Annotated in this window: 20 protein-coding genes and 1 riboswitch; of the genes, 3 read left to right on the forward strand and 17 right to left on the reverse strand. The window is 45.6% G+C overall.

Translation table 11 applies throughout. The features are described 5' to 3' along the window. Nucleotides 1–78: 78 nt before the first annotated feature. The 3 genes from MHB84_RS28500 to MHB84_RS28510 all read right to left on the reverse strand — a co-directional run bounded on the left by MHB84_RS28500 (nt 79) and on the right by MHB84_RS28510 (nt 4,509). Nucleotides 79–1,803 (reverse strand): ABC transporter substrate-binding protein, encoded by a 1,725-nt coding sequence (locus tag MHB84_RS28500; RefSeq protein WP_076288621.1) that lies wholly within the window; start codon nt 1,801–1,803, stop codon nt 79–81. Nucleotides 1,804–2,125: 322 nt separating this feature from the next. Next, on the reverse strand, nt 2,126–3,034 hold the full coding sequence (locus tag MHB84_RS28505) for an ArsR/SmtB family transcription factor (protein WP_256716781.1): 909 nt from the start codon (nt 3,032–3,034) through the stop codon (nt 2,126–2,128). 158 nt (nt 3,035–3,192) lie between these two features. Beyond that, complete coding sequence (locus tag MHB84_RS28510; protein WP_076288619.1) at nt 3,193–4,509, reverse strand: hemolysin family protein; 1,317 nt, start codon at nt 4,507–4,509, stop codon at nt 3,193–3,195. A gap of 378 nt (nt 4,510–4,887) precedes the next feature. On the opposite strand from MHB84_RS28510, the gene MHB84_RS28515 reads away from it, so the two are divergent. After that, nucleotides 4,888–6,744, forward strand: coding sequence for an alkaline phosphatase (locus MHB84_RS28515; protein WP_218642253.1), 1,857 nt, complete (start codon nt 4,888–4,890; stop codon nt 6,742–6,744). 168 nt (nt 6,745–6,912) lie between these two features. Here MHB84_RS28515 and MHB84_RS28520 read toward each other — a convergent pair whose 3' ends face one another. The 9 genes from MHB84_RS28520 to MHB84_RS28560 all read right to left on the reverse strand — a co-directional run bounded on the left by MHB84_RS28520 (nt 6,913) and on the right by MHB84_RS28560 (nt 15,183). Then, entirely contained in the window at nt 6,913–8,493 is a 1,581-nt protein-coding gene (locus MHB84_RS28520; RefSeq protein ID WP_076288617.1) for a sigma-70 family RNA polymerase sigma factor, read from the reverse strand. Nucleotides 8,494–8,706: 213 nt separating this feature from the next. Continuing rightward, nucleotides 8,707–9,198: a spore coat protein GerQ gene (gene gerQ / locus MHB84_RS28525; RefSeq protein WP_076288616.1), complete on the reverse strand. Its 492-nt coding sequence runs from the start codon at nt 9,196–9,198 to the stop codon at nt 8,707–8,709. A gap of 18 nt (nt 9,199–9,216) precedes the next feature. Then, nucleotides 9,217–9,639 carry a cell wall hydrolase gene (locus tag MHB84_RS28530; protein WP_076288615.1) on the reverse strand — a complete coding sequence of 141 codons (423 nt, stop codon included), beginning with the start codon at nt 9,637–9,639 and terminating at the stop codon, nt 9,217–9,219. A 159-nt stretch (nt 9,640–9,798) separates the two neighbouring features. Then, nucleotides 9,799–11,484, reverse strand: a complete 1,686-nt coding sequence (locus MHB84_RS28535; RefSeq protein WP_256716780.1) for a hypothetical protein — start codon at nt 11,482–11,484, stop codon at nt 9,799–9,801. Nucleotides 11,485–11,688: 204 nt separating this feature from the next. Next, nucleotides 11,689–12,438: an SDR family NAD(P)-dependent oxidoreductase gene (locus MHB84_RS28540; RefSeq protein ID WP_076288613.1), complete on the reverse strand. Its 750-nt coding sequence runs from the start codon at nt 12,436–12,438 to the stop codon at nt 11,689–11,691. A 183-nt stretch (nt 12,439–12,621) separates the two neighbouring features. Further along, nucleotides 12,622–13,014: a DUF2500 domain-containing protein gene (locus MHB84_RS28545; protein ID WP_062319566.1), complete on the reverse strand. Its 393-nt coding sequence runs from the start codon at nt 13,012–13,014 to the stop codon at nt 12,622–12,624. An 86-nt stretch (nt 13,015–13,100) separates the two neighbouring features. Further along, complete coding sequence (locus MHB84_RS28550; protein ID WP_076288612.1) at nt 13,101–13,364, reverse strand: hypothetical protein; 264 nt, start codon at nt 13,362–13,364, stop codon at nt 13,101–13,103. Between the two features lie 196 nt (nt 13,365–13,560). Beyond that, nucleotides 13,561–13,770 carry a hypothetical protein gene (locus MHB84_RS28555; RefSeq protein ID WP_076288611.1) on the reverse strand — a complete coding sequence of 70 codons (210 nt, stop codon included), beginning with the start codon at nt 13,768–13,770 and terminating at the stop codon, nt 13,561–13,563. Nucleotides 13,771–13,905: 135 nt separating this feature from the next. After that, nucleotides 13,906–15,183, reverse strand: coding sequence for a WD40/YVTN/BNR-like repeat-containing protein (locus MHB84_RS28560; protein WP_076288610.1), 1,278 nt, complete (start codon nt 15,181–15,183; stop codon nt 13,906–13,908). 312 nt (nt 15,184–15,495) lie between these two features. Between MHB84_RS28560 and MHB84_RS28565 the strand changes: the two genes are divergently transcribed. Then, nucleotides 15,496–16,425: an L-lactate dehydrogenase gene (locus MHB84_RS28565; protein ID WP_063564963.1), complete on the forward strand. Its 930-nt coding sequence runs from the start codon at nt 15,496–15,498 to the stop codon at nt 16,423–16,425. Nucleotides 16,426–16,875: 450 nt separating this feature from the next. Here MHB84_RS28565 and MHB84_RS28570 read toward each other — a convergent pair whose 3' ends face one another. The 5 genes from MHB84_RS28570 to MHB84_RS28590 form a co-directional block, all read right to left on the reverse strand. Then, nucleotides 16,876–17,808 carry a tyrosine-type recombinase/integrase gene (locus tag MHB84_RS28570; RefSeq protein ID WP_076288609.1) on the reverse strand — a complete coding sequence of 311 codons (933 nt, stop codon included), beginning with the start codon at nt 17,806–17,808 and terminating at the stop codon, nt 16,876–16,878. A gap of 27 nt (nt 17,809–17,835) precedes the next feature. Then, the gene (locus MHB84_RS28575; protein WP_076288608.1) at nt 17,836–18,909 is read right to left on the reverse strand and encodes a hypothetical protein; all 1,074 of its coding nucleotides are present in this window, start codon (nt 18,907–18,909) and stop codon (nt 17,836–17,838) included. Between the two features lie 312 nt (nt 18,910–19,221). Continuing rightward, nucleotides 19,222–20,661, reverse strand: coding sequence for an amino acid permease (locus MHB84_RS28580; protein ID WP_076288607.1), 1,440 nt, complete (start codon nt 20,659–20,661; stop codon nt 19,222–19,224). Nucleotides 20,662–21,200: 539 nt separating this feature from the next. Beyond that, a complete protein-coding gene (locus tag MHB84_RS28585) occupies nt 21,201–22,568 on the reverse strand; it encodes an amidohydrolase family protein (protein ID WP_326065523.1) in 1,368 nt (455 codons plus the stop codon). A gap of 221 nt (nt 22,569–22,789) precedes the next feature. Continuing rightward, a complete protein-coding gene (locus MHB84_RS28590; protein ID WP_076288605.1) occupies nt 22,790–23,338 on the reverse strand; it encodes a CGNR zinc finger domain-containing protein in 549 nt (182 codons plus the stop codon). Between the two features lie 136 nt (nt 23,339–23,474). Between MHB84_RS28590 and MHB84_RS28595 the strand changes: the two genes are divergently transcribed. Further along, nucleotides 23,475–23,972 (forward strand): DinB family protein, encoded by a 498-nt coding sequence (locus tag MHB84_RS28595; protein WP_076288604.1) that lies wholly within the window; start codon nt 23,475–23,477, stop codon nt 23,970–23,972. Between the two features lie 81 nt (nt 23,973–24,053). Next, nucleotides 24,054–24,205: riboswitch (FMN riboswitch) on the forward strand. Nucleotides 24,206–24,265: the final 60 nt, after the last annotated feature.

Raw genomic sequence — 24,265 nt, forward strand, 5'->3', positions numbered from 1 at the left:
CCCTGCATCTGCGACATCGCAAACACAAGGGACGTTTTGTTTATTTCGGTATTGATGTTTCTTGATTCATACCACCGCTTATTTCAGAGACCATTCCGGCAAGCTGGTTGCAATCCCGCGGTATGGACTGACAGAGAGTCCATCGATCCGACCGTTATAGGCGTAGACTGTTTTTTTGTAACTGGTGAAAATGACAGGCAGCTCATCGTTGAGCAACTGATACAACTCTTTGTATACTGCCTTGCGTTCCTCAATGTCTGTCGTAGCCAGACCTTTGTTGTACAGCTCTTTCACTTTGGGATTGTCGTAGCCCTTCAGCTCACCATCCACAAATTGCAGTACACCGTCCGAAGGATCCGTTAACATCGGTGTAGAGAAGGAAGCTACATCGTAATCGCCGCCCTCCACTTTGGAAACAAGCGAGTTGAAATCAGCGAAGACTTCCGGCTGGAACTGCACGCCAATCGCTTCAAAGTTTTCTTTGGCCACCGCAATGAAGATATCCGTGGCTGGACTCTTCGTTCCGAGGAAATGCAGGGACAACTTCTTCCCGTTTTTCTCACGGATGCCATCCGCTCCAGGCACCCAACCTGCGTCGTCCAGCAATTGATTGGCTTTGTCCGGATCATAGGCATATGGATTAATACCTTCTTCCGTATATGACCAGGAAATAGGTGAAGTCGGGATGTTGGCAACAGCCCCTGCCCCTTGGTTGGCGTCCACATAGATGGACTGACGATCCAGGCCATAGGTGATGGCTTGCCGTACTTCTTTTTCCTGAAGCTGTTCATGCTCCAGATTAAGCTGTAAATATCCGTATGTACTTGGTGTGTAAGGTAGAAGGTTAAGGTATGGGATATTTTTCAGCTTATCGATATTCTCCTGGGTAGCCGTGAACGAAGTGAAGTCGATCTCTCCGGTCTCAATAAACTGCCAGGTGTCTCCTTCCGATGTTTTATATATGAAGTGCTCGGTTTTCGGTTTGCCCTTGTAGTAGAATTCGTTGGCAACGAATCGAACTTCCTGACCCGGAATGAACTTTTCGAGTTTATAAGGACCATTGCCTACAGGTGTTGCATGAAGATTTTTAATGTATTCAAGCTTGCCGAATTGATAGTCTTTGCCGTAGTAGGCTTTGGATAACACCTCTGAGCCCAATGTAAGCAGAGCAGTTGCGTTGGGCTGTTCCAGCGTGACCGAGATCGTTAACGGATCAATGACCTTAATACCCTCGATGTGATCTGCCTTTCCTTCGGTATACGCTTTACCGCCTTTCACCTTGGTGGAGAAAATATCGAATCCACCGTCATACGACTTGTCATGCAGAATGGTCCATGTAAAAGCAATATCATCTGCGGTGAGCGCGGAGCCGTCACTGAACTTGGAATCTTTTCTCAGATGAAACGTGTATGTACGCTGATCGTCTGACACATCCCAGCTTTCAGCGAGATCAGGAACAGGCAATCCTTTCTCATCTACGGTCACAAGTGAAGCAAATAGCAATGAAGCAACGTTGCCATCATATCCACTCTGATGGAAGTACGGTGTGAAAGCCCCACTGGGATCCGTAAGTCCCACAATCACCGTATCCGTTCGTTTTTTTGCCGTCTCAGGTAATTGATTCAGGTCCGTTGCCTGAAAGGGTGCATCCAGTGCTGCTGAAACCGGAGTCGCTTGTGTGCCCGAATTTGTTGTCCCGCTTCCAGCAGTAGTGGTCTCTGCTCCCCCACCTCCAGCACATGCCGATAACACAATCGCACTACTGATGATTAACGATGCCACGGATAAACCTTTCACTCTCATAAAATCCTCCCCAATTCATAAATGATCCATATTTTTCTCGCTCAGCCATTCCTAATTCCCGAAATAATCCAGAATATATATAATTCCTATGAAATTAGTAAGGTATAAGTTCGATAAGCCCTATTATAAGAACCGCATTTGGTTCTGTAAATAGAGAACCACAAAAAAATATTTATATTAAACCCATTAATATCCACTTTAAAGCGATAAAATAGCCGTATGTTTTGCGCGGATTTACTGAATAAATTTCAGTTCGGCCACAACAAACATACGGCTGTATCAGAGGAATACTTTTTTTCTAAAAACCACATTTTGATAAACGTTATTGCTCCAAATAATTCATGACATTCGGTAAAATTTGCTCCAGTGCATGAAGACGAAGTGAATACTCAACCAGGCTCTCTCCTTCAAAATGCGCATAGACCAACCCTGCTCCACGAAGCTTGGAAAGATGGTCATGAGTAATTCCTTTGGAGAGCTTCAAGTGACGAACAATTTCTATGAACGAACGTGGTCCCTGATGCAGAAAACGCATGATTTTCAGTCGGTTCTTCTCTCCCAAACTGCGAATCACACGCAAATGATGGGTCGGAATATATTCGTGATCTCCCATATACAATCTGGAGGAATAATGGCACAGCAGAGTATCCCCAAAATGCAGGATGACATTTAGCGGTTGAAAATGAAATTGTGGCACAAGCAGTAGTCTATCCATCCCCTTCATGTCCCGGAACATCAACCCGTTGGTCGCATCGTCGAGTACCTCTTTCTGGGGAGATTGATTTAACTGTTCCTTGCGGTTCAGAACCTCCTGGCGCAGATGCTGCAAGATGGCGGGATCAAGCAAACGAAAATATTGCTCATTCCAGCCGGTTAAGACATAGGTCATCTTGGTCTGGAAAGCAGCGATATCATCCGTATAAGGGAAACTGTACCGACTAAAAATGTCATGAAGATCAGGCACTGTTCGTTGGCTAAACCATTCAATAAAATCCTCTGGCTCCTCAGCTTCCACTTGCAAACAGACAAGCAGATACATCCATTTCCAATCATCATCCACGTTCATATTTTGTAAGACAGCAGCAAGCTCAGGTGTTAGCTGCCCTTCTGTTTCTTGCGCCCAGGCTATGGATAAATCAATCTTTTTATGCGATTTCCGGCAAATATATGTATGCAGACTGGCCATGAATTCAGATACAGGCGTAAATCCAACCTCAATGCGATAGCTCAATCTCAACCTCTCCTATCTTGCAAAGTCGTTCCATTATACCCTGTTTGCAGCCGTGCATGCTACGATTATAGGGTAAACAAAAAGCCGCACAATGGAATAATCCACCGTACGGCCTCTCTATAGACTGGAATCTCCTGTCTCCAAAATAATACTTTGGATTAAGCGCCTTCGCCTTCAACCATCAGATCCAGCTTAATCACATTCACACGCGAAATCCGCTTATGTTCGGTCTCTTGAATGACAAAGACATATCCATCATACTCTACCGACTGCCCTACTTCGGGTGGGATGGTCTCTACTCTGGAGTATAACCAGCCGCCAATCGTATCATAATCTGCCCGGTCCATATCCAGGCCAAAGCGCTCACTAACCTCTTCAATCAGCATGAGCCCGTCAATAGAGTATTCCATCTCATCCACTTTCTCAATCACCGGACGCTCCTGGTCAAATTCATCTTGAATCTCGCCCACGATCTCTTCCATGATGTCTTCAAGCGTTACAAGGCCGGAGGTTCCTCCGTACTCATCAATCAGGATGGCAATCTGTGTCTTGCTACGCTGCATCCGCTTGAGCAGGTCACTGATCGGAGTGGAATCGGGTACTGCGAGAATCGGCCGAATTACCGAGATGGTATCTGTAAGCTGAGATCGCATCAGGTCTTTAATGTGAATAAAACCGATAATATGGTCTTTGTCACCGTTATAAACCGGATAACGGGTACGCATGCTCTCACTGGCAATTTCCAGATTTTCCAGCATGGACTGATTGGCATTCAGGCAGATCATTTCCGTCCGCGGAATCATAATTTCACGGGCGGTTGTTGCCGTAAAATCAAATATATTATCAACAAGCGCCAATTCAGTATTATCAATTAAACCGCTCTTATTGCTTTCTTTCATCAGAATGCGTATTTCATCTTCACTATGCGCTGAGTCATGCTCCGAGGCCGGTGCCATGCGAAACACTCTCAGCAGGCTGTTCGCCATACCATTCAATGCCCATATAAAGGGATACATTAATTTGTAAAAGAACGTAAGCAGCGCCGCAGACCATAACGTAATCGTCTCTGATTTGCGGATAGCCATCGTCTTGGGAGCAAGTTCCCCGAGTACAATATGCAAAATCGTAATAATAACAAAAGCAATGGCAATGGAAATACCGTGTACGTATACCGGGCCCATTCCAAATGCAGTAAACATGGGCTCTAACAGGTGAGCAATCGCTGGCTCTCCTAGCCAACCGAGTCCAAGTGAAGCAAGCGTTATGCCCAATTGGCACGCAGACAGATAAGCATCCAGGTTGCGTACAATATTGGAAGCATAAATCGCATTTTTATTACCTGTTTCCACTAAAGCTTCAATCCGGCTGCCACGAACTTTGACCATCGCGAATTCTGCCGAGACAAAGAAACCATTCATCAATACAAGCAAAGCAATTAAAAATAAATTTAATATACTCGGTAAGGGGTCACTCAAATTATCTTCCTATTCGCCGTCATTCCTCGGCAAATAGGTCCACCTCCTTCGAAAATGTAGGATATTTGCCATTCTGCCGCTCATATGCAGTTTCAACTTCCCAATGCATTCACCTCCACCTTCTTCTGTCGAATAACAAGGATATGCTTCTTTTATTATATAATTCTACACTACACAGTCAATCCGTGTCCTATGACAACGAAATGATGCATACGGGCTATTTCGTTAACAAATGTACCGAATGCGCAGTTTTTTTTACGTTTTACTAACAAATATATGCATCTTCTTGCTTACGGTTTAACTTTTCTCTTACGCTCAGTTAATCATTCAGCTATATACTTCCAAATAGAACAACAAATTGATCTCGGAGGTATGTTCATGAAAAGCCATCATGCTATGAAATGGAATGCTCTACTACTTAGCGCGGCTGTTGCAATTACAGCAGTGCCTTGGCAGGTCAATGCTGAACCCGTATCTGCCCAGCAACAGACGGCCCCGGCCGCATTTACCATTTTACCTATTGACCGCGCTCAGATTCTGGCAGGCCAGAAGCTCGATTTCCGAGTTGAATTGAACGGTGCCAAGTTAAAATCGCAAGACATTAAAATCCAGGTTAATGGCTTGTCACCGGACAAATACTTCGGCAAGTCCGGAACGTGGACAAGCAGCTCCGAACTGAGCACAGAATACACCATACGGGATGTTGCCTTCAAAGAGAGTGATTCCATTGTGGTAACCGCCGAGACGACGGCTACAGGCAAGCGTACATATTCACGAGTCGTATACCAAGTGTTCGATCCTTCCAAAGACACGGCGACACTGACAAACGGTGAGCAAGCCAAAAATGTCGTTCTAATGATTGGCGATGGCATGAGTGCCAATATTCGCACCGCCGCTCGTGTTGTATCCAAGGGTATTAACGAAGGCAAATTCAAGGGTTGGCTGGAGATGGAACAAATGGATGCCATGGGCATGGTCACCACCTCTGGCATGGATTCGATCGTCACCGATTCAGCCAATAGTGCTTCCGCTTATGCAACTGGTCACAAAACGGCCGTCAATGCCGAGGGTGTCTACCCGGACAATACACCAGACCCTTTTGACGATCCGAAGGTGGAAAACATCGTTGAGCTGGTGAAGCGGACACGTGGCATGGCTACCGGCCTTGTAACGACTGCGGATGTGACAGATGCGACACCTGCTGCAATGGCTGTACATACACGTAAGCGCGGGGAGCAAGAAGCGATTGCGAGCATGTATCTGAATGAAGCCAATCGACCGGATGTTATTCTTGGCGGTGGTCTGGAGTGGTTCCTTCCAGCAGCTGACGGCGGAAAACGCAAAGATGGACGTAATATTGTGGAGGAGTTCAAAAAAGAAGGATATACCTACGTGACAGATGCAACAAATCTGGACAAGTCTGCCTCTACCAAATCATTGCTTGGATTATTCCGCAAAGGCAACATGAACGTATATTATGACCGGGAGTATACTCAGCCTAACAATGCAGAAATTGTGGGCAAGGATACTGATCAGCCAACGTTGATGGAAATGACTGACACAGCCCTTCAAGTGCTGGAACAGAACAAAAACGGATTTTTCCTGATGGTCGAAGGTGCATCGATTGATAAACAGGCTCACACGATGGATTTTGAACGCTCCGTATGGGATGCAATTGAATTCGATCAAACGGTTGGTCAGGTTAAGGAATATGCGAAGAAACACCCTGATACGCTCGTTATCGTCACATCCGACCACGGTCATTCCCTTACTCTAAACGGAACGTATAACACGGAAGCCGCCAAAGGTAAATCGGGTGACGAACTCCGTGAATTGATCGGCACATATGCTGATTCCAAGTTCCCGACGTATGTGGATGCAAACGGAGATGGATTCCCGGACAATCCGGATTCCGAGTGGAAGATCGCTGTTGGCTGGGGCAATATGCCGGATAACAATGAGGATTATCTCGCTAATCCGGTGCCAATCAGTCCTACCATCCTGGACCCTAACGTCAAAGACAAGGCATGGTATATCGCTAACCCGGACAAAGACCCGGACGGTGTTCACTACACGGGTAACCTGCCTCATGATGAAGGCCAGGAAGTCCACACATTCGACGATGTACCAATCAACGCCTCAGGACCAGGGTCCCACCTGTTCTCCGGCTATCTCGATAATACGGATGTGTTCCGTAAGATGGTAACTGCATTGAAGTTGGATGCGGCCAAGTAGAATAAAGGTTGAACTAACAAAAGAGTATCCTAGCTCATGCTCAGGCATGGCGGGATACTCTTTTTTCATGATTTTATGGATGATGAGGATTAGCTGGCACGTTAGCTAAGCAATTACCCCTCTACTGCTTCTACTGCTTTTATTTTATTTCTGATGCCATCGCATTCTCTATAGGATCACTACGTTCCCATTAACGGTATCCCAGCGCCACAGTTTGTCTTCCTCTTCACCTATCTGAAGACCACCAATCCAGGAAGTATAAGAAGTATCATGTCTTAATAGTGCCCAGTCTACTTCTCCATTCAGCACCTGAATACCGAGTTCGGTCAAAGACAAGACAGCGTGACGAAATTCATCATGATGCTGCTGGAAGTTAGGAAAAGCTTGTACACCGCTTAATTGAAGTAAAGCATGTGGTTCCTCTGTCATTCTCTTCAGATGAGCCCAGTACTCCAGATCACCCATTCCCAAGATATGCAATTGGTCTCCAACATGCTTGAACAATGGATAAGGACTATTCACGCCCTCTCTTATAGCCTCCAGTGTCGATTGCTCAATTATGCCCAGTCCGTTCGATACAGAAGGCAGACGGGACAGGTGGGCCTTGAATGCAGCATGTGCAAAAGGGAGCACCGATGTATTTTTTAGCAAGTAGTCCTTGTGATCCTGAATGTCAGATGATGCATACGCTGCCCAAAACTCGCTGCCAGCCTGGATTTCCTCCGCCCCCATCACGTGCCAGGTACCTGATAAATGTCCAATCTGTGAGGGTGTGAGTTGCCCAAGTCCCCGAAAATGTTCTATGTCTGGATAGTTATCGATGCATAACAGATTCAGCTTTGTATTCTTCAGGTCCTGTTCCCTGAAATAGTGCAGCAAATACGATAGCATTGCCTGATCATAGAGGTCATACTCAAACCACAGGACGATCTCTTCGTGCTGATGGAATGACTTAAGTGTCTGCTCAAGTTGCTTGATTTTTAAATATTCTGTCTGTGGAATACCCAAGTGATGCTCCAAATATTGTGCACGTTCACTTCGCTCCTTCTCATTCCTCATATTTTTTGTTATCGGTCCAAATGTATAAAGCTCTCGCCAGACCAAAATTTCACCTTGAATCCCGCTTTGTCTTAATCGATCTGCCGCATGGTCACCATTCATAATGTGAAGCATTCCTTTTCCTCCTTCGTATAGATCACTAAATACTGAAATCACATCCGCCACAGGCAATGAACGTCTGAGCCTCGATCTGGCATCATACAACCGTTTCTTCAGAGCCGGAACATTAACCCCGAGAAATTCCGACATTTCCTTGAGCGAGTAGCCCTGAAAATAAAACAGTTCAACAGCAAGCTGCATGGAAGTTGGCAAATTGGAAATCGAATCTCGCAGGAGGCGATGCACCTCTCCTTTCAAAGCCTGTTCTTCAGGATTATGAGCCTGATTCTCTTCCTGAATTACATCCTCAATCTCCAGGACCGGGACGGTGCCATGCTGCTTACGCCTCATTAGACGGTAACACTGTCTCTCCACGATGACTTTGAACCACCCGGGAAAAGCATCAGGGTTGTCCAGTTTGGACAAATTCGCAAAGGCCTCCGTGAATGCCTCTTGTACCACATCTTCGGCCAGGAACGTATCCCCTAATTTTTGATAAGCGACAGCCAGTGCCATCCCGCTAAATTGCGTCACCAACTGCTCATAAGCCTCGGCTTGCCCCTGGAGTGCTCCATCGATCCATGTCTTCAATATGTTTCGCTCCTTCCTGTGCGCTTGCTGCTTGATGTATTTATCTTTAAGTGCCCTTATTTGAGAAAAAAGTTACTTCTGTTTATGTTAAGTTTTTATTTGATTATGCTCTATATCATCATATAGGAAAAGCTGCCCCGTTTGCGGAATAACATCCGCAATCGAGACAGCTCTGTATGGCCGTATTATATTATGTTCTTTTTTCTGTAAGGATTAGCGTCTGCTTGGTTGTTGCGGATAGTTCCCGATCACACCTGGATATTGATACAACAACGGCTCATCGAATGTAGCATAGTCGAAATTGACCATCAGAAGAATGATCCGTTTTCCAGTGTTCGGGTCACTGATGATGATATGGTCACGACCAGCGGCTTCCAGAATACCTTGGAAAATGCGGGCATTCCATTCTTTGTTACCTTCGTATGTCATGTAGAATGTTCCACATTTGCCCAGATTAAGCCGTAAAATATTTTCGATGTAGGATTGTTCAAACTGTGGCGCAGTAGTGGTTACCACTCCACCCGTAGGTGTCATTGGAGCACCACTTGATACGAGCGGAGGTACGCTTGTGGAACTAGGTGAAACCATGCCTGGTGTTGGGGACATCATTGGCATACCGTTACCAATTTTATATGATGTTCCTTGGACTTGCGAATTGGCCTGTTGGCCCATAACTTGTGTCGGTTGATACGGCTGGTTAATCATAATGATTCCTCCCAAAATTTAATATACGGTTGGACAGTCTTCGCCTGTCGGACTGAAGAAACAATGCGCCTTGAAACGGCCTGTATTTTGCTGGTTATACCAGGTTGGCGGACATTCCCCCACCGGACGGAAAAACCACAGGGAGTTGCTGGCTGGCCAGAAGCGTTCGCCGTTAATGACACGCTGTGCCAAGCGTATTTCCGATGATCTTGCCCGTTGGTAGAAGTACCCTTTTTGCGTAGACTCGAAGCCACCCGGATTCTGAAACACCATTCGATTAATGTCCCGAATATCACCGAAATCCAAGCAATCGCCGAGCACCCGGTTTACACCCACATTACCTACAAGCAGCATGCCTTGTTCGCCGTCACCTTCAGCCTCCGCTCTCATCAGTCTAGCGAGCAGCTTGACGTCTTCCGAGTTGGCTTTAATAACAGCCATATCCTGTTTCCTCCCTTGTTGAACCTCTTCATCACCGTATATCGTATTGTGCAGATGCCCATTCGGTGACACGATTTTATTTTTTTACCATAAAAAAAAACCGGAACCTCACCCTAAGTGAAGTCCCGAGACATAACATTTCCTATATAACCTGCCTATTCAGGGCTTGGCTTGAATCCAGTAATCGTAAGCATGGACGATATTGCCTTTGTAGGCTTTATACTCACTTAACAGATCTGGAAGCAGTGCCAGCTGGCGTTCCATCTCCGCTGCTCCCTTATCATAAAATGAAATATGTTTACCTTCAAAATTCTCTTTCATCTCCACCGAGATCAGGAGTGGTTTACCCAAACGATCCGCGATTTTCATTTCCTGACTGACGACGTCGGCAATTCCATTGGAGCCTTCAGCAATGTTGCGGAATGCCATTAGAGATATGTGGTCCAGTGTTGAGATCATGTATTCACTGACAGTCATGTCTCTTCCCGGTAACGGGAACGTATCGAGCCAAACAGCCAGATCGGCACTCGTTTCCAGATCACTGTCCTTTTTCGTCTCTTCATGGAAATAAGCAATATTGGCAGCCCATTCGGTCAGCAGCGTATCCCGATCATTTTCCCATTCAGGTAAGGTGTACGGTTCAATATCCAGATGGATTCCCTTAAAACGTTCATCCGGTTCGGATTCGGCATTATAATTTTTCACGTAATCGATCAAGCGCTGTATCCGTGGCCGATTTTCCTTTTTACCCCAAATTGGATGACCGCCCATCGCATGAACCTCAATACCTTGAGCCTGAGCACGTTTCACAAAACTGCGATAACTGGAGTACGGTTGATCCAAATCAAGCCGGACGTATAACCAATTAATGTTTTGCGCTTTGGCGAACTCCAGAATGTGATCTCCACCGTCATTCGTAACCTGAGAAGCCTGCCAGATATAGGTTCCTCGGATTTCAGGTTGATTGGATGGATTCTCTGGTAATGGTACTTCCCCTGGCTCCAGCTGCCCCCAGTACACGATGTCATGCACAGCCGAACCTGCATAGGAAGCATGATCTGTGAATGCAGATGCCACTTCACTTAAGACACTCTCCAATTGCGCCGTACCTTTGCCAGCAAAAGTCGTGAACTCTTCCCCAGGCATCGGCTTGGTATTTACGCCAACGGTAATCGAACCACTTCTGGCGTCAGCCCATATCATTTCTTGTTCTACCAAACGTATAATTCCATTGTTTCCTTGCGCGCTGTCACGGTAAGCGAGCAGTGTAATATGATCAAATTGTCCGATAAACCAGTGTGACAACGACTCGTTATCCGCATCGTCAGTAGTTCTGCTACCTGTCACCGTGTATGAATCCAGCCAAAAAGGCAAGTCGACATTCACTTCAACCGCCCCATTCTGTTTCACCTGTTCCAGCAAGAGCTTCATATTGACAACCCAGGACTGGACGAGCGGCTTCGCATCTTCATTCCACTGTGGCAATACATACGGTTTGATATCCAGATGAATGGCGTCAAAACGCTCTTCCGGCTTTGCAGCCAGGTTATAATTGCTCACCCAGGACGCCAGTTTGAGCATTGGACCTTCACGACCACTCACTGCCCATGAAGGATCTCCGCCAAGTGCTTCAACTGCGATTCCTGCCTTGCTGGCTTTGGATATAAACGTATGATAGACCTCTTCTGACAGATTCATATCCACATTCACATAAAGTCTGTTAATCTTATGTTTAGCCGCATTGTCCAGCAGCTCATTTCCTCCATCACTGACAGACTTGGCCTGCCATACCCAGGCTGCTCGTATATCTGCGTCAGCTTCAGCAGTAGATTCAAAGCCTGTCATTATAATCCCTCCAATCAGCAGTAATAGCCAAAACACTTTCCGGGATGAGTTCCCGAACATATTCTCCCTCCATTCCTGTACTGTGGTAAAATCACATTTATTATAGCAACCGAGTTACCAAAAACAAATAAGCCCAAGTGCTTAACTTGGGCTTATTTCTGCTATGTTTTCAAAAGTTTACAATTGACCGGAGAAATCCCGGTACTAGTCCTCATATATCATTTTTCGGGTCATGCCCCCATCAATAATCAGGTTGGTCCCTGTGACAAAGGTATTGCTCGGATCGGACAAATACAAACAAGCACGGGAGATATCCGAAGGAACACCTACACGTCCTGCTGGGTGCTGTTCATGGTCCTCTGGCTTCAATTTTTCAACATTGCCTGTCTCAATCCATCCCGGACTGATACAATTGACCCGAATTTTGTCCTTACCCAAGGAGACCGCCATCGCATGTGTCAACGCCACGATAGCTCCCTTGGATGCAGCATAGGCCTCTGTTTCTGGCTCTGACATAAACGCACGTGTTGAGGCCATGTTTACAATCGCTCCACCATTTTCGTTGTGCTTCATATGTTTGGCCGCTTCCCGGCTTGCGAGAAAGCAACTTCGCACATTGGTATTGAGTATATCGTCCCACTCTTCCAGCGTTAGCTCATAGGGAGATTTCCATCTGGAGACACCTGCATTGTTTATGAGCACATCAATTTGTTTGAATTCTTCCATTGTCGTTTGAATGAGGTTCGTTATATCCTTCTCTTGACGTACATCGCATTGGACAAAGATGGCTTCTCCGCCTTCATTGCGAATCGAAGCAGCCGCAGCAGCCCCTTCCGCTTCCTCATAGTCTGCAAGTACGACTTTAGCCCCTGCAACCGCATAGGCCTCAGCTACACTTCGACCGATTCCTTTGGCTGCTCCCGTCACAACCACGACTTGATCTGTAAATGACATCATCATTTCCTCCTCTATTGGGATGGTCCATTCATCATATAAGTCTACATCAACTCACCGAATATGGACCATAAATTGAATAAAGTCTCTTCTTATATAGAAACCCGTTAGCCCCATTAAGAAACGCTTGTCCATAAAAGAAATTAAAAAAAGCTTACGCCACTATGGCGCAAGCCAGCCGGTTTATCCGCGTACACGCTCTGAATACAAACGATTGTAGCGTTCAAAGCCTACATAACGCGTTCCCTTGAAAGAGAGTCGACCTTCATCTCCCTCGGCGCACAAACCGTACTCATCACCATTCACTTTGAATTCGAGACGATCCCCGCTCTCCACTTCAAAAGTGATGTAATAAAGCGTACGGGCTGTACTTCCTGGTTCGGAGTGCGACTGACTCATCTGCATTCTCCTGCTGGTAATACGTGAAGGTACAGTAAGCAGAGGCTCTGAGTTATTACGCCCCCATCTCCACACTTCTTTCCCTACCGACAGAAGAACAATACCTATAATCAGGACAAATACTACCGGAAAGACGGTTCCAAAAAAATCAAACATCCAGGATGATTCAATGCCCATGTCTCTCCCCTCCGTTCATCAAACCTAGGACAGCCGGAGTCTTGACCCGTCTCCTGTAATATATATGCACGTTAACACGGAACTTGTTATTCGGATCCAAATCCAATATGTCGAAGGGAAAAACCTCCGACTGCGCTTGTAGCGCCAGTAACACCAGTCGGATCCGTTGGACCTGCTACGCCAGCTCTACTCCCGTTACTCCAGACGCCTATCGGCCCGAATGGTCCTGCTTCGCCTTGAGGGCCTACTGCTCCCGCTGGACCTAGTGGTCCTGGAATGCCCTCTACACCTAGTATTCCTTGGATCCCCTGTAAGGCCTTGGGGACCATTTTCTCATCTGGACAACTCAATCAAGACATCTCCCTATAAACATAGTTTAATGTACGTGTGTATTTAGATGGAGGTATGGACAAAACAACTATTATTAATCTATTTCCAACAAAGAAAGGCTACTGACATGGTAGGTTAGCTCATTAGGGGTACTAAAACACAATCAAAAAACGCTGATAGCGTTAAGCTGTCAGCGCCTTTTTTGTTTTCTACACTTTAAGCGTACATCAGATCCATATATCCGCGTGTTACTTCTTCACCATCCGTCTGCTCAGGCTCATCTGCCTTTGCGTACTTCGCCATGCAAGCTTTGACTTCTTCTTCAGTAGTGCAACGGTTGGCATCATCACATGTGTAGCATAATTGGAGCATATATCTGGTTAACTCGTCCGCCTGCGTGAATTGAGCTTGTTCATTCGTTCTCATGTTCATCACTCCCATCTCTTCTTGAATTCAATATAACATCATTTGAAGGGATTTATTGTGATTTAATTCACAAAGTAATTAAAATGAAAAGAAACCCGGAGGTTCCTCTTCTAAACACGTTCTATTCAACCACAATTATAGTACTTTCCAACGCACACCACCGTCTACGGTTTGCAGCAACAGTGATCTTTTGGCATCTGTATTTTCGACCAAAATCCAGCCTAGTTTTGAAGAAACCATTTGGAGCTTGACGATCTCAGGGTACTCTTTAAGAATGTTTTCCAATACTTCACTTGTAGGAAGTGCTTTCCAAGTCTTGCCGGCATCTTTGGTGTAATAAGTCTTGCCTTTCTGCATGACCCAGCCTTCCAAAGAATTCAGAAATGTGGGAGTCAGACCGCGATTGATTCCGGTTTGTTTATTCAGACTAAACGTTGATAACTGCCAACTCTCTCCACCATTGGTTGTGAAAAATCCGTTGAATTTGGTGCTCTCCCCCTGAGAACAGGATAATGACATCCAAGCTGTTTTAGCTTCCCGTCCAAAAAATTGTGGCGAGCTGATGTTAAAATTACCACACCCGTTAAACTTGTTTCGGTCAAAGAATGACGGACCCGCCTTCCAATGCTGGCCCCCGTCCGTTGTAACGTACAATTTCGGCGTACCGAATTCTAGAGCGGTCAAGAACCCGTGATTCGAGTCCGAGAACGTCATCCCAGTTGAATAACCCCGTGTGGGGATCTCTGCAGATGCTGGTTTGCTGTCCTCATCACTGGAGGTCATCTGATTCCAGGTAATACCGCCATCTTCGGTAAGATACAGTTTCTTGTCTTGCTTGCCAATGGAAGTATCCACTGTTGTCAGTATCCAGCCTTTTTCAGGAGAAACAAATGTGATGGCCGTCACCTTATCCGTTTTGGACAAAGAGGACAGGCTCCAGCTAGCTCCTCCGTTGTTCGTGCGCAGCACCATCGTATCTGTTCCGCCCATTCCTTCACGAACAATCCATCCATGTGTACTATCTACAAAATAAATGCTTTGTCCATATTGCGGATTAGCCGGAAACTGAACATTTTCCGAAGGTGAGATGTTGGTCCAGGTACTTCCCTGATCCTGAGTATAATACAAACGCAGGGCGTTCCGCGTCACTCCCCATGCTAATCCACCGTTACCGTTAAGCAGCTGAAAATCGGTTAAACGGGTCTGAATTTGATATTTGGCTGTATCCGCGGCTTGTGTACTGTTTGCGGGGGGGACAACGGTTAAAGTCTGGCCCATATTCCCGTTATCTTCTTGCTCCTGCGGCGGTTCTGCCACCGGGGTCTCTCCCGAATCGGTGCAAGCCGCCAGCAGAGCAGCTATACTGATAGACAGCAATGCTGTCTGCGCGATTTTGATCCATTGCGAACGCAAGTGGTTTCCACCTCTCTCATCCAATAAGCAGGCGCGCATGCCTGTCCATTCATGTTGTTTTTACGATTCATCTGAATCCACTGCTCCTATTCTACCACAAACGATGTCGAAAAGGTTCATCTCCACTCTCTGGAAGCAGACAGCGATCTTTTTGCTGCATCTGTTTCTTCTTTAAAACATAAACCAGGTTATCGACGAAATCTTCTGCAAAAAGACATGAAATGTGAAAAAGTTTATAGACATGGCTCGCTTTTCGAACGCTTATCCCTTAATATGGATGGAAGTATACCCCAAAAAGGAGAGGATATGAAAATGGTAAACAGTGCAGCGCTCAAACCAAGTCGTGTCGTTATTGTAGGCATGGGTGCGGTGGGAACAACAACGGGATACACGCTGATGTTAAGACAGCGTTCGTCCGAGTTGGTATTTGTGGATGTGAATCATGATAAGGCTACCGGCGAAATGCTGGATATGAATCACGGTCTCCCATTTACTGGGGGCGTTAAAGTATGGGCAGGCGATTATTCCGACTGCAAAGACGCAGACATCATTATTATTACTGCGGGTGCTTCCCAAAAACCAGGAGAGACTCGCATTGATTTGCTGAAGAAAAATGCAAGCATTTTCAAAGAGATCATTGAACGTATTACTGAAGTTAATTCCCATGGTATTCTTTTGATTGCAACGAATCCTGTAGATATTTTGTCCTATACTTCTTGGAAACAAAGCGGTTGGCCCGCTTCGCGCGTGATTGGTTCTGGTACGTTGCTGGACAGCGCACGTTTCCGTTACCTTATTGGTAAAAACAAAGGAATTGATCCACGCAGTATTCACGCTCATATTATCGGGGAGCATGGCGATTCCGAAGTACCGGTGTGGAGCCTCGCCAACGTTGCTGGAACGAATCTGGATCTGGATGAAGAAACACAACAGGATATCTTTGATCGGACCAAAAATGCGGCTTATGAGATTATTAATGCCAAAGGAGCCACTTCCTATGCAATTGCGCTCGCTTTAGACCGTATTGTGGCTGCCATTCTGGGCAATGAAGGCTCCGTACTGAACGTTTCCACATTGCTGGAAGATTACAATGGCGTATCCGATGTATATCTGGGTGTTCCATGTGTAGTTGATCGCAACGGTGTGCGCGAGATTCTTCCACTTCCTTTGAATGAGACAGAGAAAGTCGCTTTCCAAGCCTCTGCCAACAAATTGAAGGAACAGATTGCCGGACTGGAGTAAATCCAAATCAGACGTTTGACTAATCACGTTATTTTATCATGAGCAATATCGTTAAGATTGTATAACTAAAGGATCACCTGTATCTTCGTTATGAGGATGCGAGTGGTCCTTTGGTCTTAATATAAATAAGTATTAATAGTTGCCTGCAAAATGAGCTAGCATAGCTTACACTATTGTATATCGTTAAGTTTCAATTGAAGGTCAATCTCTGGCTAGTATATCACCCTATTTCATATGGAAAAGAAAAGTGTACATTGATTTCAAATTTAAGTTAACATAATAATTATTCTGTATACATATACTGCTTAATTATTTTATTGTTTTTGATCACCTCTCATATTTCCATTAAATGTATTAATACTCCTCTACCATAAAATCACAAAAAAACCTGTCACGTAGACAGGCTTCTCTATCATTACTTTCTTCTATTATATAAACGAAGCTTCTCTCTTACATATCAGCCGCAAACGCAGGAAGTTTGACATCCAGCAAGGCCATCGCTTCTTCCTTCTCGCGGCTGGTTACGTGGGTGTACACTGTGGTGGTTTGAATGGAGGAGTGACCCAGCAGCTCCTGAACCGTTCGCAGATCTGCTCCGCGTCTAAGCATCATGGTCGCAAATGAGTGACGCAGTTTATGACTGGAGTAGTTCACACGCTGATTGGATGCTGATTCCTGCTGAAAGCGTTCAAAAGTTTCGGTTGATATAAGCTGAATACTGCGTATCGACAATCGTTTCCCCTTTTGCGAGACGAATAATGCCTCTTCTTTCGCCCGCCATGGATCCAGCCGCTCCTGAAGAGCCTGGGATAACAGTTCGGCAACGGTCTCAGGCACAGGCAATGTACGCCATTTCCGGCCCTTACCGAATACATCCAGTGTGCGCCGTTCCGCATTATAGTCTTTGCAGTTCAAGGCATGCACCTCTCCGACCCGCAATCCCATGTATCCCATGAGCAGAAAAATAGCCAGGTTTCGTGTGCGATATTTGCCCTCGACCGATTGCAAAAATCGTTCCAAACCGCTTTCATCAAGGAAGACGGGGGCCCGATTTTGCTCGGTTTTGGATTTCTTGATTCCGAATGCAGGGTTATTGGTCACCAGTTCAAGCTCAATCAATGACTTATAAAAACAGTTCACCGCTGCGTGTTTCCGATTCCGCGTCGAGTCACTGACCCCTCTTTCTCGAGCTCGGGACAAGAAGGATAACACATGAAGTTTTTTGACCTGCTCCAGTGACTTTCCATGAATAGAGACGAGAAATTCAGCAACGTCACCTGTGTATGATTTTACCGTATGTCCCGTGTAGCCCGCATCTTTCATCCATATATGAAAAGCTTCAAGCTCATCGGCGTATTGCTCCTGAATCTCTTCGGTCATCATCTGTATTCGTCACCACACTTCTATTTATTAATCTACAATTACGACATCGATTAGTGGAATGATCGCTTCGGGTTGTCCCTCACTGCGGGTGAGTACAAATGAAGGTAGTGGATTTTCGTGCAGTCCGTTCACTGATTCACAGACCTGAACATACAAGTCCATACGCAGCGTCTCTCCGTCACCCGCAACATCAATTACAGGCCATGCTTTCTCTGCACAAGATGGCCAGTAGGCCAATTCGTTCACCGGCACGATACTTAATTGTTTAATTCCAGGATGCACACGGTATATTCCCGTAGTCTGAGGTTCATCACCCAGCTTGTCTACCGAAAGTAAAATTCTCGAATGTTCATCCGGAGCCGAATATATCGAATAACACCATGGTGTTACTCCCCAGGCAATCGCCATGAGACCTTCCTCCAGCAAGGTGTCCGAAAGGTCACCCTCACTGAATTGTTCAATCAGATTATGGTTTCCAGAACCGATCAGATCTTCTACACGTTTCGCCATACGAGGCAAATCTGCGAGAATAAAGCCACCACTGCCGTAGGAGTCAAACACATGATTATCCCGTGTCCATACCTTCTCGGGTACAGCGTTCATCTGCACAACTTCGGCTGGAAACAGACATATCGCTACAGTTACCACCTGAGCATATTTCACCATGGCGTGCTGCTCGGGCTCCAGTGGTCCTTCTGCGATGCGGGGTGTTTTCACGTGCAGTGAAATTCGCAGCTCGTACTCCCCTTCTGCAAATTCTCCCAAATCCAATACGATCGGATGATCTATTCCTTCAATGAGAGTGAGTGAGCATGTACTGTCTGGTCGCAGATCAACTGTATATTGTGAAAATCCCAACTCCTCCCCATATATGATAATTGTATCTTGCCGATCCGGCGGTGTATCCATATGCCGCGCAACAACCGATACTTTGCGTCCATCCTTCAAAAGGCGCTGTGGATCAATGTCCAATTGAAATTCGTTTGTGTCTTCTGGATGTGAAAGGATTAGCTTCGCCTCGGCAAGTACGGCTGAGTCAGCCAACGCAAAACCGAAATTCGAATTTTGGTGATGTTGATTGGTATGTAATGGTGTGTTCATGATACATCCCCTCTCCTATGTCTGATGGCATGTCACACCCCCAAATATATGTCATATTTGCCCTGACCGCAACCCCAACTCCGCTCAAATGGACAGATATATTACTTATTAGATACCCAAATATAACCTTAAATATCAGCATTTTTTTATAACACACGAACTGCTCGCACAAAAAAAAGCCCCATACCCCGCCGTTTTGGCGATGCGGTATGAGACAGTTGAGTTGACTCTATTAACGTATAGTTTCAGTGTGACAAATTAATTTACTAATCTTTCACGATATCTCTACAATGTATAAATCAGCTATGACAGCTATTTCCCATTTGTTGTTTTGAACGAGTCCGATATACGCCGTGCCGGATTCAAATGACTGTGATGACGACCGTAGGCAAAGTAGATGATTAAACCAATAATCAACCAACCGAAGAACGTAATCCAAGTCAGAGCCGCAAGACGTGTCATGAGATACATACAGCCAACAGCACTTAGAATAGGAATCAGCGGAACCAAAGGCACGCGGAATCCCCTTTTCAGTTCCGGGTTGTTTTTCCGCAATACGATAATCCCCAGACTCACAACCGCGAAAGCGAACAGTGTTCCGATGTTGGTCAACTCTGCCAGATGGCCAAGTGAGATGAATCCCGAGAATAAAGCGACGATGATCCCAGCAACCCAAGTGCCGGTAGCAGGTGTTTGGCTTTTGCCACTGACTTTGGAGAAAACCGGAGACAACAGTCCGTCCCGTGACATGGAATAAAGCAAACGTGTCTGACCATACATCATAACAAGTAATACAGTGGTAATCCCTGTAATCGCTCCAAGCGAAACAATCCAGGACAATCCTTTCAACTGCACAAATTCAAAAGCAAAGGCAACTGGATCACTCACATTCAGCATGTGATAAGGTACAATCCCTGTCAGGATCAACGATACAACGATGTAAAGCACGGTACAGATCGCAAGAGATGCAATGATACCGATTGGCAAGTCCCGTTGAGGACGTTTAACTTCTTCCGCAGCCGTAGAGACAGCATCGAACCCAATGTAAGCAAAAAATACCGTTGCCGCCCCTGCGGTTACCCCGGAGATACCAAATGGAAGGAATGGTTGCCAGTTATCCGGCTGCACATAGAACACACCCACACCGATGAAGATCAGAACTACGATAATTTTAATCGCTACCATAATTCCGTTGGCACGAGCAGCCTCTTTCACCCCACGGGTGAGCAGGAACGTAATGATTAACGTGATCGCTGCTGCGGTGATATCAAAATAGGTTCCCTTTTCAGGACTAAATGCACTGGTGAGCGCATGGGGTAATTGCAACCCGAATCCGGACAATAACGTTTGAAAATATCCAGACCAACCGCTAGCAACAGCGGCACTCGCAAATCCATACTCCAGAATAAGATCCCATCCGAGAATCCAGGCAATGACTTCGCCAAAAGCGGTATAGCTATATGTATACGCACTTCCTGAAGCAGGCACACTGGATGCAAACTCCGAGTAACACAAAGCAGCGAAGGCGCAGATAATACCTGCCAGCAGAAAAGACAGTACCAAACCGGGACCTGCATATTTTGCGGCAGCAACGCCTGTGAGTACAAAGATACCCGTACCGATAATCGCACCTACCCCAAGAGTCATCAGATCCAATGGGCCAAGCACCCTCTTCAACATGTTGCTTTCGTTATCTCCGGTGGCAATCGGCTTTTTTCTAAACAGGGAAGATCGATTCTGGTTTTGGTTCATACACAGTTTCCTCTCGTATTGAAAATGATGATTGTGTCTCTATACTTCAAATATTTGTTTGGTTCATCTGTTCTATGAAAAATCCCTTTGTTCTATCTTACTGACCAACTACAAAAATCTATCGATTTCTACACTTCGTCGCGTTGCTTTGTTAAATTTATTTTGGGATGATGGTATATTCTGTCCATTCCAGACGAAAATTATCATGATCTGTTGGGCAGGGGTGAATATGAAAATCGTTTTAAAACAAAACTGCGTATAATTTATATTATGCGCAGTTTTTTAACAGCTTTTTTCTTCAACAAAACATTATAAACTCGTTGTTACATGCAACCATGCCAATACAGTGCCTTTTCGCCTCTTTTTGTGGTTTATTCCTTGCTCCACCTGTCATCTTGCACGATAATCAGGTACGCTAAAGAGCCGCATACCCTTATGCGGCCCCTCACTTGTAATGCTATTAAATGTATAAGCCAGATGAAAACTCTCTCTTTTCATTCCAGAAGAGAATCAACTTTCACTCACATGGATTGTCTAACTTATGAAAATACAATTCGTTCTGCATCCGACATCCGATATTGAGATAGCAGATATTCCTTGCTGTCCAAAGCCTTCCGCCGGACCTCGTTCAGATCGACATGCAGCAGCTTGCCTCCGCGCTTCACCGGACGACCTGCTACAAACACAGTATCCACATTGGATGGGTTGGCAAATTGAACGACGGCTCCAACCGGATCATGCACCGGGAACAAGTTAAGGTCGGTGGTTCGGATCATAATCAGATCGGCTTCTTTACCTGGCGTAAGTGTGCCAACCTTCCGCTCAAGTCCCAGAGCCTTCGCTCCAGCAGAAGTTGCAAATCTCAGCACTTGACTGGATTGCAGATTAAGCTCACCAGGCATTTCACCATGGAGCAAAAGTTGTTCATTTTCACGGGAACGTTCAGCTTGAAGCGCAAATTTCATCTGGGAGAACATATCCCCACCTGTTGATGTTACAACATCGACTCCGAGCGTTGGGGTTCCACCATTTTCAAGGAAGTACCCCGTTGCCGGATACCCGTGCCCCATCATCATCTCTACTTCCGGTGTGACGGACAGTGATGCGCCGCTATCGGCCAACATTTTATATTCATCCGTATCCATTGTATTTCCGTGTACGACGTTCAGACCTGGGCTCAGTAAACCAGCCTCATACATTTTACTTATCGAACGATCTACAGACCCCCAGCTTCCAAAGCCAACATGCATTGAACATATCGCATCCAGCTCTTGGGCAAGCTGAATTTCCTTCACCGTGGTATCCCAATGGCTAAACTCCGGACCTCGAATAGCAAGACCGAACGTGAGCAGCTGATCCCGTGAAGAAAAATACTGTTCCTTAACTCTTCTCACATCATTCGAATACGTCAGCTTGCTTTCTCTGTTCCAGTAGGGCGTCTCACCTGGTACACCATAAGCGAAAACCGACCGAATACCCGCATCCTGAAGTCCGCGAATCAGTTCATCCGTGTGCTCCGGGGAATAAGGCATACTCCAGTCAAGCACCGTGGTCACTCCTGCATTAAGCGCTTCCAATGAACCCAGCAAATTGGCGATATAGCTGTCTTGTGGCCGGAGTTTACTTCCCATCGCTCCATAGTAGAGATTCTGCAGATAGACCGGCAGTGACCAGTTGGTTCCCGCTGTTTTTACAAGTGACTCCCATACATGCCGGTGCGTATCTACAAGTCCAGGGAGTATGATCATCTCCGATGCATCTATCACTTCCGCTTCAATACAACTCAGATCGGGCTGGATAGCAGTAATAAGAGAATCCTCAATGAGAACGTCCGCCCGTTTATACTGACCCACCGACGAATCCATAGACAATACACAACCATTTTTCAGTAGATAACTTGTCCCCACAAGACACATCTCCAATCATTATTTTTTGTTGGATATACGCTTGAATCCTGGATGTTAATCTCTGATGAAATGACTAGCTGAAATATTTTAAGTATATAACCATTATATAGAAGTGGATAGTAAGATTCAATTTTGGTTTTATACAAATCTTATTGAATATTTCCTGTCTGTTGCAAAGTACAATAAATCACACTTTCCTTGCATATACCCTACTCTTGCTGCTAATCCTTCTTCTGTTTTGCCCGAAACCTTCTAACCTTCATCAGATTACCACACATCTTGTCATCACAATATTTCTGGGTTCTACTACGTGTATCGTCATAGAAAATCCAACGACAATCCGTATTGTCACAGATACGAATTCTTCCCCCATCCCCTTCAACTACAGTGATGGCAAAATCGGCTGCGACCTCTGCCATGACCTGCTGCCATTGAGTTCCTACAGGAATAAGTGAAAGATTCAGTCCCTCATCTCCAGCGTTCAGTCTTCTTATGACTTGACCTTCCTCCATTATGCCGTTAAGCCATTCCTGGTCTTTGTTTGATAATGCATTTCCGTCAGATAAACCAGTTGCAATAGCCTGCAATTCATTTCTGAAGTTTCTCAAAACTCCCTCTTCTTCAGAAGAAGCAGGTACAGATGCATTCAGTTGCCATTGTTTGAGGAATGCCTGCTGCCATTCGGCTTTGCCAAGCCTGTCCTCTGAGCGATTTCCACCACGCCAGTCATGGTAATCACTGTTTACAAAATCAGTCCATAGTCTATCCATACGTACCTCCGCTAAATTGTAACCATCTAAAATTAAAAAGATAGTTACAATTATTCGTGTTTGGGTTATATTAATTGTAACCACATTTAAGCACTTTAGCTAGTTACCATGAATTCATTTTAGGGAGGAAAAATCAATGACTACAACAGCAACAGAACTATTGCTCATTCAGAAAGATGATACCTGGGATCAATGTAACTGGATTGTGCCTTTATCCAAGGCACTCGAAGGACTGACTGCTGAACAGGCAGCCTGGGTTCCATCATCCGGTGGATTAAGCATCTGGCAGTTGGTTAACCATATGTATTACTATAATCATCGCTTGTTGAGTCGTATTCAGGGCAAAACACCCTCCGGTACACCTGCCGAAAACAATGAATCCACCTTTGGAGATCCCGGCGACCCTTCCGATACCACTGGCTGGAGTGCACTTATGCAAAACACAACACAATTAGCCGGACAGCTTCGTGATCAGCTCTCTTCATTAGAAGAATCCGATCTTGAAGCTCCGTACATGGATACGGATGAAAAATGGGCACATGAACTAGCTCGCTGGGTACTACACGATGCGTATCATGCAGGGCAGATTGTATTATTACGCAGACAACAGGGAAGCTGGAATATCATATTCTAAAAAAACACTTGAACTGCTAGCGCTTACAGGAATAAGATGGACTTATTAATGTTACAGCTTGTTCAACACAATATAATTGAATAGGATCTTCGGGGTAGGGTGCAATTCCCAACCGGCGGTGATGTTCTTCGGAACCAGCCCGCGACTCGCTGTTTGACCCGATGTAGGGATTCAGCGACTGACTTGGTGTGACTCCAAGGCCGACGGTACAGTCCGGATGAGAGAAGATCAACACATTGACATGCCGTTACGGAAAGGCTTATTTTCGTACGACATGTTAATGATTGAGCCCC

The sequence above is a fragment of the Paenibacillus sp. FSL F4-0087 genome (genome assembly GCF_038020215.1).
Classification (GTDB): Bacteria; Bacillota; Bacilli; order Paenibacillales; family Paenibacillaceae; genus Paenibacillus; species Paenibacillus taichungensis.